At 67.2% G+C, this 13,472-nt stretch carries 14 protein-coding genes; 2 read left to right on the top strand and 12 right to left on the bottom strand.

What is annotated here, in order from left to right; translation table 11 throughout:
- Window positions 1–52: 52 nt before the first annotated feature.
- The 12 genes from trpA to leuC all read right to left on the bottom strand — a co-directional run bounded on the left by trpA (window position 53) and on the right by leuC (window position 12,000).
- Complete coding sequence (gene trpA / locus DIE08_RS28050; protein ID WP_059599542.1) at window positions 53–868, bottom strand: tryptophan synthase subunit alpha; 816 nt, start codon at window positions 866–868, stop codon at window positions 53–55.
- A gap of 88 nt (window positions 869–956) precedes the next feature.
- Window positions 957–1,808, bottom strand: a complete 852-nt coding sequence (locus tag DIE08_RS28045) for a site-specific DNA-methyltransferase (protein ID WP_059524755.1) — start codon at window positions 1,806–1,808, stop codon at window positions 957–959.
- A 9-nt stretch (window positions 1,809–1,817) separates the two neighbouring features.
- Window positions 1,818–3,011 (bottom strand): tryptophan synthase subunit beta, encoded by a 1,194-nt coding sequence (gene trpB, locus DIE08_RS28040; RefSeq protein ID WP_124904799.1) that lies wholly within the window; start codon window positions 3,009–3,011, stop codon window positions 1,818–1,820.
- A 55-nt stretch (window positions 3,012–3,066) separates the two neighbouring features.
- Window positions 3,067–3,768: a phosphoribosylanthranilate isomerase gene (locus tag DIE08_RS28035; RefSeq protein WP_124904797.1), complete on the bottom strand. Its 702-nt coding sequence runs from the start codon at window positions 3,766–3,768 to the stop codon at window positions 3,067–3,069.
- Entirely contained in the window at window positions 3,765–4,577 is an 813-nt protein-coding gene (gene truA, locus DIE08_RS28030) for a tRNA pseudouridine(38-40) synthase TruA (protein WP_185715904.1), read from the bottom strand. The genes DIE08_RS28035 and truA overlap by 4 nt, the downstream gene beginning before the upstream one ends.
- Window positions 4,577–6,622: a FimV/HubP family polar landmark protein gene (locus DIE08_RS28025; RefSeq protein WP_124904793.1), complete on the bottom strand. Its 2,046-nt coding sequence runs from the start codon at window positions 6,620–6,622 to the stop codon at window positions 4,577–4,579. The genes truA and DIE08_RS28025 overlap by 1 nt, the downstream gene beginning before the upstream one ends.
- A gap of 513 nt (window positions 6,623–7,135) precedes the next feature.
- Window positions 7,136–8,257, bottom strand: coding sequence for an aspartate-semialdehyde dehydrogenase (gene asd / locus DIE08_RS28020; protein WP_059466419.1), 1,122 nt, complete (start codon window positions 8,255–8,257; stop codon window positions 7,136–7,138).
- An 82-nt stretch (window positions 8,258–8,339) separates the two neighbouring features.
- The gene (locus tag DIE08_RS36315) at window positions 8,340–8,459 is read right to left on the bottom strand and encodes a 3-isopropylmalate dehydrogenase (protein ID WP_124628490.1); all 120 of its coding nucleotides are present in this window, start codon (window positions 8,457–8,459) and stop codon (window positions 8,340–8,342) included.
- Between the two features lie 120 nt (window positions 8,460–8,579).
- Window positions 8,580–9,647: a 3-isopropylmalate dehydrogenase gene (gene leuB / locus DIE08_RS28010; protein WP_124904791.1), complete on the bottom strand. Its 1,068-nt coding sequence runs from the start codon at window positions 9,645–9,647 to the stop codon at window positions 8,580–8,582.
- 77 nt (window positions 9,648–9,724) lie between these two features.
- Window positions 9,725–10,375: a 3-isopropylmalate dehydratase small subunit gene (gene leuD / locus DIE08_RS28005; RefSeq protein WP_059599548.1), complete on the bottom strand. Its 651-nt coding sequence runs from the start codon at window positions 10,373–10,375 to the stop codon at window positions 9,725–9,727.
- Between the two features lie 65 nt (window positions 10,376–10,440).
- The gene (locus DIE08_RS28000) at window positions 10,441–10,587 is read right to left on the bottom strand and encodes an entericidin A/B family lipoprotein (protein WP_059450800.1); all 147 of its coding nucleotides are present in this window, start codon (window positions 10,585–10,587) and stop codon (window positions 10,441–10,443) included.
- A gap of 3 nt (window positions 10,588–10,590) precedes the next feature.
- Window positions 10,591–12,000 (bottom strand): 3-isopropylmalate dehydratase large subunit, encoded by a 1,410-nt coding sequence (leuC, locus tag DIE08_RS27995; protein WP_057923944.1) that lies wholly within the window; start codon window positions 11,998–12,000, stop codon window positions 10,591–10,593.
- 274 nt (window positions 12,001–12,274) lie between these two features.
- Between leuC and DIE08_RS27990 the strand changes: the two genes are divergently transcribed.
- Both DIE08_RS27990 and DIE08_RS27985 read left to right on the top strand, forming a co-directional pair.
- Complete coding sequence (locus tag DIE08_RS27990; protein ID WP_124904789.1) at window positions 12,275–12,607, top strand: cupin domain-containing protein; 333 nt, start codon at window positions 12,275–12,277, stop codon at window positions 12,605–12,607.
- Between the two features lie 127 nt (window positions 12,608–12,734).
- Window positions 12,735–13,460 carry a glutathione S-transferase gene (locus DIE08_RS27985; protein WP_124904787.1) on the top strand — a complete coding sequence of 242 codons (726 nt, stop codon included), beginning with the start codon at window positions 12,735–12,737 and terminating at the stop codon, window positions 13,458–13,460.
- Window positions 13,461–13,472: the final 12 nt, after the last annotated feature.

Genomic DNA, 13,472 nt, shown 5'->3' with positions numbered 1-13,472 from the left:
TGTTCCGTGGCGGGGCGGGCCGACCGGCCCGTTCCCGCTTCCTGTGTTGTGTTTATCGCGCCGTCTTGCCGGCGCCGTCCAGGGCGGCGCGCAGCTCGGCGATGAAAGTCTTCAGCGCGGCGACGGCGCCTTCCGGCGCGGCGCTCTCGAGCAGTTGCACCAGCCGGCTGCCGATCACGACGGCGTCCGACACTTCGGCCACCGCGCGCGCCGTTTCGGCGTCGCGGATGCCGAAGCCGACGCCCACCGGAACCGGCACGCGCGACTTGATGGCCGGGATTTTACCCGCAATGCTCGAAACATCCAGATTTCCGGCGCCGGTCACGCCCTTGAGCGACACGTAGTACACGTAGCCGCTCGCGATCTTGCCCACGTCGGCGATGCGTTCGTCGGTCGACGTCGGCGCAAGCAGGAAGATCGGATCGATCTGCGCGGCGCGCATTTTCTCGGCGAACACGCCCGCTTCCTCGGGCGGATAGTCGACGACGAGCACGCCGTCGACGCCGGCCGCCTGCGCCTCGGTCGCGAACGTGTCGACGCCCATCCGCTCGATCGGGTTCGCATAACCCATCAGCACGACGGGGGTTTTCTGGTCGGTCTCGCGGAAGCGCTTCACGTCGGCGAGCACGCTCTTGAGCGTGACGCCGCGCGCGAGCGCACGCTCCGACGAGCGCTGGATCACCGGGCCGTCGGCCATCGGGTCCGAGAACGGCACGCCGAGCTCGATGACGTCGGCGCCGCCTTCGGCGAGCGCGTGCATGAATTCGACGGTTTTCGCGGGATCGGGGTCGCCGGCCGTGATGAACGGGATCAGGCCCTTGCGGCCTTGTTCGGCGAGTGCGGCGAAGGTCTGCTGGATACGATTCATGGCAATTTTCCTTTGTCGACCGGAGTTAGCGCTTCAGCGCTTACTCCGGTCCCATGCAAAGCAGCGATCGGCACTGCGGCGGCGCGACTCACGCGCACGCCGGCGTGGCGAGCGCGTTCACGCGCTCGTGCGCGATCGCGCAATAACTTTCGTTGATCTCGTAGCCGACGAAGTCGCGCCCCTGCCGTGCGCAGGCCACCGCGGTCGTGCCGCTGCCCATGAACGGATCGAGCACGCGGCCGCCCGGCGGGCAGCTTGCGAGCACCATCCGCTCGATGATTTCCAGCGGCTTCTGGGTCGGATGATCGACGCGCTCCGCGTGCTGCCGGTGCAGGCGCGAGACCGACCAGACGTCCTTCGGGTTGTAGCCCATCTCCAGCCACTTGCTGCCTTCGAACAGCTTGCGCGAGCGGGCCTTCTTCGTGTCGGCGTCGTACGGGATGCGGACCGGATCGAGATCGAAGTAATACGCCTTGGAAACCGCGAAAAAGCCGATGTTGTCGTGCACCGACGTGAAACGGCGCGTCGTGCCGCCCATGCTCGGCACGCGCCGGTCCCAGATGATCTCGTTGACCATCGTGAGCTTCGTCTTCAGGAAGCTGAAGATTTCCGGCGCGTACTGCCACGTGCAGAAGATGTACATCGACCCGCTCGGCTTGAGCTTCGGGATCGCGAGTTCGAGCCACTCGCGCGTCCACGCGAGAAAATCGTCGCCCGAGCGCTTGTCCGAGTCGTTGCCATAGTCCTTGCCGAGCCCGTACGGCGGATCGGCGACGATCAGGTCGATCGACGCATCCGGCAGGCGCGCGGCTTCGGACATGAAATCGCGGTTGTGCAGCTCGATCCCGGACGGCAACGCGCACGGCACGGCGACGGCAGACTGCACCGCCTCCGCTTCGCTCGCGGCGCCGCCGCCCGGTTGTTCGATCAGGTCACGCATCGGTCGGGGTCAGAGCGCGATGCCCGATCGCTCGGCGACCGTGTGCATGTCCTTGTCGCCGCGGCCCGACAGGTTGACGAGGAGGATCTTGTCCTTGGACAACGTCGGCGCGAGCTTCACGGCGTACGCGATCGCGTGACTCGACTCGAGCGCGGGGATGATCCCCTCGATCCTGCAGCAGTCGTGGAACGCCTTCAGTGCCTCTTCGTCGGTGATGCCGACATACTGCGCGCGGCCGCTGTCCTTCAGCCATGCGTGCTCGGGACCGACGCCCGGATAGTCGAGCCCGGCCGACACCGAATGCGTCTCGATGATCTGGCCGTTGTCGTCCTGCAGCAGGTACGTGCGGTTGCCGTGCAGCACGCCGGGGCTGCCGGCAATCAGCGACGCCGCGTGACGGCCCGTGTCGAGGCCGTCGCCGGCCGCTTCGACACCGATCAGCTGCACCGACGTGTCGTCGATGTACGGATAGAAGATGCCCATCGCGTTCGAGCCGCCGCCGACGCACGCAATCACCGCGTCCGGCTGCCGGCCGGCGAGTTCCGGCATCTGCACCTTGCACTCGTCGCCGATCACGCGCTGGAAGTCGCGCACCATCGCCGGATACGGGTGCGGGCCCGCGACCGTGCCGATGATGTAGAACGTGCTTTCGATGTTCGTGACCCAGTCGCGCATCGCTTCGTTCAGCGCGTCCTTCAACGTGCGCGAACCCGATTCGACCGGCACGACCGTCGCGCCGAGCAGCTTCATCCGGTAGACGTTCGCGGCCTGGCGGCGCACGTCCTCGGCGCCCATGTAGACGATGCACTCCATCCCGAAGCGCGCGCAGATCGTCGCCGTCGCGACGCCGTGCTGGCCGGCGCCCGTCTCGGCGATCACGCGCTTCTTGCCCATCCGCTTCGCGAGCAGCGCCTGGCCGATGACGTTGTTGATCTTGTGCGCGCCGGTGTGGTTCAGGTCCTCGCGCTTCAGGTAGATCTGCGCGCCGCCGAGCATCTCGCTCCAGCGCTGCGCGTGATAGATCGGCGACGGACGACCGACGAAATACTTCAGTTCCCGCTCGTACTCGGCGACGAAATCGGGGTCATTACGGAATTTTTCATACGCCGTGCGCAGTTCGTCCAGCGCGTGAATCAGCGTTTCGGCGACGAACACGCCGCCATACGGGCCGAAGTGGCCGTGATCATCAGGAAGGTTGTACATGGTGTCACTCTCGATCGGTCGGCGCGCCCCGCTGTCGGGGCCGCACCGGCTTGCATCACCCGGCGTCCGCTTCGCGCACCGCGCGTACGAACGCCGCCATCCGGGCGTGATCCTTCACGCCCTTCGCGCCGTCCACTTCGATGCCGCTCGAGACATCGACAGCAAACGGACGCAACTGGCGGATCGCATCACCGACGTTTTGCGCGTTCAAGCCACCACTCAAAACGGCCCGATGCGCGAGCTCTGCGGGAATAAGTGACCAATCGAAGACCTTGCCGCTACCGCCGTAGTCCGGCACCAGGGTGTCGAACAGGAGGCCGCGCGCTTTCGAATAATGAAGAGCCGATTCTACCAAATCGGCCGGCTGCGTCGAGGGGCCGACGCGCACCGCGCGCAACCACGGCAGGCGTGCCGCGCGGCCGAGGGCGTCGCACTGCGCGGGCGTCTCGTCGCCGTGGAATTGCAGCATCGTGAGCGGCACGTCGCGCACGACCGCGTCGATCTCGGCTTCGGTCGCGTTCACGAACAGTCCGACCACCGACACGAACGGCGGGGCGAGGCGTGCAAGCTCGGCTGCCTGCGCGATCGACACCGCGCGCGGGCTCTTCGGATAGAACACGAGGCCGATCGCGTCGGCGCCGAGCGCGGCGGCTTGCAGCACGTCCTCGGGGCGCGACAGGCCACACAGCTTGATGCGCGTACGCGGGGCGAGGCCGCCCGCGGCGAGAGTCGAAGAAGACACGGCGTGATTCGTCATGGTTGTGGGTCCAGGTCGGCCCAGACGCTGCTCCACGGCACGCTGCCGAGCTGCGCGGGCGGGACGGCGAATTCCGCCGGGTAGCCGACATGGGCGAGGTACAGCCCGTCGGCCATGAACGTGGGCGCGGCGAGATTGCGGTCGCGCCCGGCCAGCACGTCGGCGAGCCAGTCCGCCGGGTAGCGGCCGCGGCCGACCGCGACGAGGCAGCCCATCAGGTTGCGCACCATGTGGTGAAGGAACGCGTTCGCGCGGAAGCGGAAATGAATGAAGTGGCCCGCACGCCGCACGTCGATCTGGTACAGGTGTTTGACCGGCGTTTTCGACTGGCATTCCGACGACCGGAACGACGAGAAGTCATGCTCGCCGATCAGGTACGCGGCGGCGGCGCGCATTGCGTCGTCGTCGAGCGGCGTGTGGATCCAGCCCGCCCGGCCAGCCAGCATCGGCGAGCGCACGGGATGTACGTACAGCGCGTAGTAGTAGGTGCGTTCGAACGCCGAGAAACGCGCATGGAACGTGTCCGGCATCGGCTTCGCCCACTGCACGGAAACGGTCGGCGGCAGGAACGCGTTGGTACCGCGCACCCACGAGAAATCCGCGCGGTCGAGGTCCGTGTCGAAATGCGCGACCTGCCCGAGCCCGTGCACGCCCGTATCGGTCCGTCCCGCGACCGTCGTATGCAGCGGCACGCACGCGAATTCGCCGAGCGCGCGCTCGAGCGCGTCCTGCACGGTCTTGCCGTGCGGCTGCGCCTGCCAGCCACAGAACGCGACGCCGTCGTACTGAATCCCCAGCGCGATCCGCATCACGCCTCGTCCGCCAGTTTCGCGAGCAGCGCGCGCGCATCGTCGCGCGTCGCGGCGTCGTTCGCGTCGACGACTTCCTGCAGCAGCGTGCGCGCGCCGGACAGGTCGCCCAGCTCGACGTACTCGGATGCGAGATCCAGCTTGTTGCGCGCGATGCGCGCAAGCTCCTCCGGTGTCAGCGCGGGCAGCACGGCGCCCGGCGCGGACGGCAGGTCGAGATCGAAATCCAGTTTCAACGCACCGAACTGCGCGCCGCCGAGCGGCGGCAGCGACGACGGCGCGGATGCGCCACCCGCGTGCGGCGCGGGCGTTGCCGCATCCGGATCCCAGTCGAACTCGTCGTCCTGGTCGGCCGGGTGTTCCGGTGCCGGATCGTTCGCACCAACGGGCGGGTGCGACGCGGGTTGACCGTTAGTTGCGATTCGATCGCTTTCGGCTTGATCTTCGGGGGCGGCCGGCTCTTCCGCCGTACGCGGCGGCAGCGGCATGTCGAGGCTGTTCAGCGCGCTGATCGCGTTCTGCATCAGCGCCGCGTGCTGCGCGTCGTGCATCGCCGGCGCGGCAGGTGCTTCGATCGGCTCACCCGGGGGTGTCTCCGCGATGGGCTGCGCGTCGTGCGGTGCCGCCTCTGCGGCGCCCGCCAGCGCGGCAGGCGCTTGCTTTTGATCGTCTTGCGTCGTTGCCGCTTCCGGCGACGAAGGCACGTCGAGATCGCGCGTTTCGGCCACCTCTGCCGCTACCGCGGCGGCCGAAACGAGATTCACATCGGCGGCTGCGTCGCGTGCGACCGGCGTCTCGGGAAGAATCGGCGGCACGGGTTCGACGGACGACGAGGCGCTGGTATCCGAAGCAGCCGCCCCGCCGGATTCCGGAGTGAGCGCATCGGCGCGCCGCGCTTTCCGGCGCTTGCGCCACGCAAACCCGGCCGCGAGAACGACCACGGCCGCGCCGGCCGCCGCGGCCGGGCGCCAGTCGATCTGTTCGGAACCACGCACGGACGGCGTCGCCACCACGGGCACGGCCGGCTGCACGGATGCCGATGCCGGCTGCGCCGCACTGGCGGCCACGCCGGACGCCGCCTCGCTCGCGGCGGGCGACGACGCGGCAGCAGATGCGCCGTCATTCGCAGCGGGACGGGGGGCAGCAGGCGCCGGCGCGGGTGCAACGTTGTTCGTCGCGGCCGGCTTGCCAATGCCGTGTTTCTGCAGCTCCATCAGCACGCGGTTCTTCAGCGCGAGCAGTTGCTGCAGGCTCGACGGCCGCGGCTGCGATGCGCCCGCGATGGGTGCTGCCGCGGACGGTTCGTGCATGCCTTGAGCCGGGCCGCCCTGCGCGGGCGGGATGGCGGCATCGCTCGCGGACGACGGGGTCGCGGACTGAATCGCGCCGCTCCACACGTGCGGCCCGCTTGCACCGGCCGCAGGCGCGGCCGGCTGAACCGGTTCGACCGTCGACGCGCCATGCGCGGCGGATGCTGCGGACGCGCCGGTCGAAGCCGACGCCCCTGCCACGACCGCCGCCGCGACGCTTGCGCCGCTGACCGGTGCCGCGTGCGCAGCCGGTGCGGCCGGCGCCGTTTGCACGGCCGACCCCGGATGCGGCGCGGACGCACCATGCTGCGCAGCCGCGACCGTACCCGACGCGGCGGCCACCGCGGACGCTGCCGATGCACCGGAAGCGCCGGCCGCCGCGAGCGCCGCGCCCGTCGCGTCGAGCGCCGGCACCGTCAGCGTCGCGCCGACTTTCAGGCGGCTCGGATCGCGCTTCATGAATGCCTGCGGGTTGGCGTCGAACAATGCGCGTCCGGCGCGCGCGAGCACGCCCGGATCGTGCGACTGCGTGGCCGCCTTCGCGAGATCGTTCAACGACTGGCCCGGCTGGACCGTCACGGTAAGCGGCGCGGGACCGCCTGCGGCGGAAGCCGGCAGTTCGACGGCGCCGGTCGCCCAGGCCGACGCGGCCGCGCCGAGTGCCAGGATCGCCAGCGCGCCACGCACGGCGCGCGACAGACGGGACTGACGCGGAAACAAGGAAATTCGGGACATCGTAGACTCAATCGCCGCGCTCGGGCGCGGCTCGGATTCGCGTAGGGAAGCGTCAATAAAATCGCCGCAGAAATGCAAAAGCGTCGCGCTGAACGCGACGCTTTTGGCGACTCCGCGCGTCGTAACCGCATAGTTTACTTCACGCGATCGGGTTCCGGCCGAATTCGTCGCCGGCGGATGCGGCCGTCCATGCCGGCGCATCGGCGCGATCGCTACCCGCACCGCGCCGCCGGCGCGCGAATCGCGCGACGGCCACGCCGATCCTCACCGTCAATCGCGCACGGCAGTTTTATCAAAAATGGATCATCAATCAATGAAAATTGTGGCAACCGCATCGCCCCCGACATGAATTCATGTCCGTATGGATCGCGTCCAGTCCCGCTCACACGCGTCTCGGGGTTTTCGCGCGTATGCCGCGGCGCCGACCAATAAAAAAACGCCTGCCGCCCCGCGAAGGGCTGGCAGGCGTTTCGCGTCGCGCGCCGACGGGGCACGCGCGGCGCAGCCCGATTCTTACTTGTCGAGCAGGATGCGCAGCATGCGGCGCAGCGGCTCGGCCGCGCCCCACAGCAGCTGGTCGCCGACCGTGAACGCCGACAGGTATTCGCCGCCCATCGCGAGCTTGCGCAGGCGACCGACCGGCACCGTCAGCGTGCCGGTGATCTTCGCCGGCGACAGGTCGCGCATCGACGCTTCGCGCTCGTTCGGCACGACCTTCACCCAGTCGTTCGCCGACGCGAGGATGCCGTTGATTTCGTCCAGCGGGACGTCCTTCTTCAGCTTGATCGTCAGCGCCTGCGAGTGGCAGCGCATCGCGCCGATCCGCACGCACAGCCCGTCGACCGGGATCGAACCCGGCTCGCCCATGGCCGGCTTGCCGAGGATCTTGTTGGTTTCCGCGCCGCCCTTCCACTCTTCCTTCGACATCCCGTTGCCGAGATCCTTGTCGATCCACGGAATCAGCGAACCCGCGAGCGGCACGCCGAACTGGCTCGTCGGCATTGCATCGCTGTTCATCGTCGCGAGCACGCGGCGGTCGATGTCGAGAATCGCGGAAGCCGGATCGGCGAGCTGTTCCTGCACCGAACCGTGCAGCGCGCCCATCTGCGACAGCAGTTCACGCATGTTCTGCGCGCCCGCGCCCGATGCGGCCTGGTAGGTCATCGCCGTCATCCAGTCGACGAGGTTCTCGCGGAACAGGCCGCCGAGCGCCATCAGCATCAGGCTGACCGTGCAATTGCCGCCGACGAAGTTCTTCGTGCCCTTGACGAGCGCGTCCTTGATCACGTCGAGGTTGACCGGATCGAGGATGATGACCGCGTCGTCCTGCATCCGCAGCGACGAGGCCGCGTCGATCCAGTAGCCGTTCCAGCCGGCCGCGCGCAGCTTCGGGAACACGTCGTTCGTGTAGTCGCCGCCCTGGCACGTGATGATCACGTCGCACTTCTTCAGCTCGTCGACGTTGGTCGCGTCCTTGAGCGTAGTCTCGTTTTTCGCGAACGACGGCGCCTTGCCGCCCGTATTGCTGGTGCTGAAAAACACCGGCTCGATCAGGTCGAAATCACCTTCTTCCTGCATGCGCTGCATCAGCACGCTGCCGACCATGCCGCGCCAACCTACGAGACCTACGTTCATGACTAACCCTTTGAATGGAGCTTCCCCGCCATTTCCGCCCCCGGCGTGACCGCGCGGGGAAACAGGCGGGCACGACGGACGATCAGCGTTTAATGATCGTTTTCGTGGTAATGGTTTTCGTGATGACGATGGCGCGCGTACCCACACGGGCAGTGTTGCCGTGGAGTTTCAGGACCGGGGAGATCAGGGAAATCAGCGCCATCGTTCGAGTCTACACAAAGCCGGTTGGCCGCACAACGGCCAACCACGCGCGAACCGGCCGATTTCGCGGCCCGTTCGCGCCCTTTCCACAATTCACTGCATTACTGCATTGCCGTGCGCGTTACAGCGCAGCGACCACCGCGTCGCCCATCGCCGCCGTGCCGACCTGCTTGCAACCCGGCGTCGCGATATCGCCCGTGCGATAGCCTTGTTCGAGCACCGCTTTCACCGCGCGCTCGATGCGATCGGCCTGCTCCGCGCGATTCAGCGAGTAGCGCAGCAGCATCGCGGCCGACAGGATCGTCGCCAGCGGGTTCGCGATGCCCTTGCCCGCGATGTCCGGCGCCGAACCGTGCGACGGCTCGTACAGGCCCTTGTTGTTCTTGTCGAGCGACGCCGACGGCAGCATGCCGATCGAGCCCGTCAGCATCGACGCTTCATCCGACAGGATGTCGCCGAACATGTTGCCGGTCACGATGACGTCGAACTGCTTCGGCGCCTTCGCGAGCTGCATCGCCGCGTTGTCGACGTACATGTGCGACAGCTCGACGTCAGCGTATTCCTTCGACACGTCGATCATGATGTCGCGCCAGAACTGCGACGTTTCGAGCACGTTCGACTTGTCGACCGACAGCAGCTTCTTCGCGCGCTTTCGCGCGGCCTGGAACGCGACGTGCGCGATGCGGCGCACTTCCGGTTCCGAATAGCGCATCGTGTCGAAGCCTTCGCGCTCGCCGGCGAACGGGCCGTCGGGAGCAGCGCGCACGCCGCGCGGCTGGCCGAAGTAGATGTCGCCGTTGAGTTCGCGCACGATCAGGATGTCGAGGCCTGCGACCAACTCGGGCTTCAGCGGCGACGCGTCGACGAGTTGCGGATAGCAGATCGCCGGACGGAAGTTCGCGAACAGCTCGAGATGCTTGCGCAGCCCGAGGATCGCCTGCTCGGGGCGCAACGCGCGCTCGAGCGAGTCGTACTTCCAGTCGCCGACCGCGCCGAACAGGATCGCGTCGGCTTCCTTCGCGAGTTTCAGCGTCGCGTCCGGCAGCGGGTGGCCGCTCGCCTCGTAGCCCGCGCCGCCGACCGGCGCCTGTTCGAGTTCGAACTTCTCGTCGAGGGCGTTCAGCACCTTGACCGCTTCGTTGACGATTTCCGGACCGATGCCGTCGCCGGGCAGCACTGCAATCTTCATGCGTTATTCCTGACTGGGTAGGTATGAATGGCAGGTCGGCGAGCGCGCCTCATGCGCGCGCCCGCCCGGAGGCAATCTCAGCCGACCAGCTTGTTGTTGAGCCACGGCTGCTTCGCGAGCCGCTCGGCTTCGAACTGGCGGATCTTGTCCGCGTGACGCAGCGTCAGGCCGATGTCGTCGAAACCGTTCACCAGGCAGTACTTGCGGAACGCGGTGATGTCGAACGCATACTCGCGGCCGTCGCCCGTGCGCACGACCTGCGCGTCGAGGTCGATCGTCAGCTGATAGCCGTTAAACGCGTACGTCTCGTTGAACAGGTGATCGACCTGCTGCTCGGTCAGCACGATCGGCAGCAGCCCGTTCTTGTAGCAGTTGTTGAAGAAAATGTCGGCGAAGCTCGGCGCGATGATCGCGCGGAAGCCGTACTGCTGCAGCGCCCACGGCGCGTGCTCGCGCGAGCTGCCGCAGCCGAAGTTCTTGCGTGCGAGCAGCACCGATGCGCCCTGGTAGCGCGGCTGGTTCAGCACGAAATCCGGGTTCAGCGGGCGCTTCGAGTTGTCCTGGCCCGGCTCGCCGTGATCGAGGTAACGCCATTCGTCGAACGCGTTCGGACCGAAGCCCGTGCGCTTGATCGACTTCAGGAACTGCTTCGGGATGATCGCGTCGGTGTCGACGTTCTCGCGATCGAGCGGCGCCACGACGCCGGTATGCACATTGAATTTTTCCATGATCCGTCTATCCGGTTGAGGGGCCGGCATTCAGCCGGCGCACATCGACAAATTCTCGGCGGATGTCACTCCGCGGCGCGCTGCAGCGCGTTGCCGGCGGCATTGACGTCCTGGCCGAAGCCTCGGACGGTATTGCAGCCCGCAAGGCCGAAGCCCAGCCCCGCGAGCGCCAGCGCGGCAACCAGCCGCGCGATGAGCTTCGATGCCGTCACGCGTTACCCCAGCTTGCGAATGTCGACGAAATGGCCTTCGATCGCCGCCGCCGCCGCCATCGCGGGGCTCACCAGGTGCGTGCGGCCGCCCGCGCCCTGCCGGCCTTCGAAATTGCGGTTCGACGTCGATGCGCAGCGCTCGCCCGGATCGAGCCGGTCGGCGTTCATCGCGAGGCACATCGAGCAGCCCGGCTCGCGCCATTCGAAGCCCGCATCCGTGAACACCTTGTCGAGGCCTTCGCGCTCGGCCTGCGCCTTCACGAGGCCCGAGCCCGGCACGACCATCGCGAGGCGCACGTTCGACGCGATGCGGCGATTCAGCTTCTTCACGACGTACGCGGCCGCGCGGATGTCCTCGATGCGCGCGTTCGTGCACGAACCGATGAAGATCTTGTCGACCTTGATCGACTCGATGGGCGTGTTCGGCTCGAGCGCCATGTAAGCCAGCGCGCGTTCCATCGCGTCGCGCTTGACCGGATCCTTCTCGCGCTCGGGATCGGGCACGCGACCGTCGATCGACGTGACCATCTCCGGCGACGTGCCCCACGTGACCTGCGGGACGATCTCGGCCGCGTTCAGCTCGACGACGCGGTCGAACTGCGCGCCTTCATCGGACTTGAATTCGCGCCAGTACTCGACGGCCTGATCCCATTCCGCGCCGGTCGGCACGAACGGACGGCCCTTCAGGTAGTCGATCGTCGTGTCGTCGACGGCGACCATGCCCGCGCGCGCACCGGCTTCGATCGCCATGTTGCAGACGGTCATCCGGCCTTCCATCGTCAGCGCACGGATCGTCGAGCCGCCGAATTCGATCGCGTAGCCCGTGCCGCCGGCCGTGCCGATCTTGCCGATGATCGCGAGCACGATGTCCTTCGCGGTACACCCGCGCGGCAGGGCACCCTCGACCTTCACGAGCATGTTCTTGCTCTTTTTCTGCAGCAAGGTTTGCGTCGCGAGCACGTGCTCGACTTCCGACGTGCCGATGCCGTGCGCGAGCGCGCCGAATGCGCCGTGCGTCGACGTGTGCGAATCGCCGCAGACGATCGTCATGCCCGGCAGCGTCGCGCCCTGCTCCGGCCCGATGATGTGCACGATGCCCTGGCGTACGTCGTTCATCTTGAACTGCGTGATGCCGAAGGCGTCGCAGTTCGCGTCGAGCGTGTCGACCTGCAGCTTCGAGACCGGATCGGCAATGCCGTGGCTGCGATCCGTGGTCGGGACGTTGTGGTCCGACACGGCCAGGTTCGCGCTGATGCGCCACACCGGGCGGTGCGCGACGTTCAGCCCTTCGAACGCCTGCGGGCTCGTGACTTCGTGCAGCAGCTGACGGTCGATGTAGAGCAATGCCGTGCCGTCGTCCTCGGTGTGGACGACGTGGGTATTCCACAGTTTGTCGTAGAGAGTCTGTGCCATGGGTATGCGGGGTCGTTGTGACTACAAGCCTTGCGGATGCGGTCGATTATGCCACGCAGAACGCGCCACGGCGCAGGCCAGACGCGAAAAAACCCATTAAAAACAGTGGTTTGGCTGGTAGTGCCAATACCTGTATCGGCATTACCAGCCAAACGGCGGCATCGGACGCCGCGACGCCCCGCGCTCGCGATGTTCGCCTCGAGGCCGGTTCCGGCATACGATGGGACGACGTGCATTCGCACGTCTCAACGGTCCGGACCCGGAGCCCACGACGATGAAGCTCGGCATCAACCCATCGCTTGCCCGCCTGGACGACGAAGGCACGCTGTTCACGACGCTGTTTCGCCACGGCACGCTCGACGTCGAGCTGTACCGTCCGCGTGGCGAGGACCTGCAGACGCCGCATACGCGCGACGAGGTCTACGTGATCGCCGCCGGCACGTCCCGCTTCGTCGTCGATGGCCGCGAATGCAGCGTCGAGACGGGCGACGTGTTGTTCGTCCCCGCCTTCGCGTCGCACCGTTTCGTCGGCTTCTCCGACGATTTCGCGACCTGGGTGTTCTTCTACGGCCCCGAAGGCGGCGAACGCGACGAGCGCGGTGCGTGACGCGCGGCAAGCGCCGCGCTTCCCGCACGATCTCCTAGACTGTCTATTCGCAACGGGCGGCGCGGCCGCCCTCCCCGCCATCACGATGCGCGCATCGCCCGGCGCATCGACCGGACAGGAGCACGGCATGCGATACGAACTTTATTACTGGCCAGAGATCCAGGGCCGCGGCGAATACGTGCGGCTCGCGCTCGAGGCGGCCGAGGCCGACTATGTCGACGTGGCGCGCGAATCGGGGCGCGGCATGGGCGTATCGGCAATGATGCGGCTGATGGACAGCACGAAGACCGAGTGCGTGCCGTTCGCGCCGCCGTTCCTGAAGGCCGGCGATGTGCTCGTCGGACAGACCGCGAACATCCTGCTGTTTCTCGGCGCGCGGCTCGGGCTCGCGCCCGACGACGAAGCCGGACGGCTGTGGGTGCATCAACTCCAGCTGACCATCGCCGATTTCGTCACCGAGATCCACGACACGCATCACCCGATCGGCAGCGGCCTGTACTACGAGGACCAGAAAGCCGAGGCCGCCGAGCGCGCGGCCGATTTCCTCGCGCACCGCCTGCCGAAGTTCCTCGGCTACTTCGATCGCGTGCTCGAGCAGAATCCGCACAAAGGTGGCTATATCGCCGGCGGCGCGCTCAGTTATGCGGACCTGTCGATCTTCCAGCTGATCGAAGGGCTGCGCTACGCGTTCCCGAAGGCGATGAAGCGCGCGGAGCGCAAGGTCGAGGGGCTCGTCGGCCTGCACGACCGCGTTGCACGGCATCCGCCCGTCGCGCGCTATCTGGCGTCCGCGCGCCGCATCCCGTTCAACGACATGGGGATCTTCCGGCACTATCCGGAGCTGGACCGGTAGCGCCGGACGCCA

It is taken from the genome of Burkholderia sp. Bp9004, from assembly GCF_003858025.1.
Lineage (GTDB): Bacteria > Pseudomonadota > Gammaproteobacteria > Burkholderiales > Burkholderiaceae > Burkholderia > Burkholderia diffusa.
Note: the sequence above shows the minus strand (reverse complement) of the source record. Positions and strands in the feature narration are given on the sequence as shown.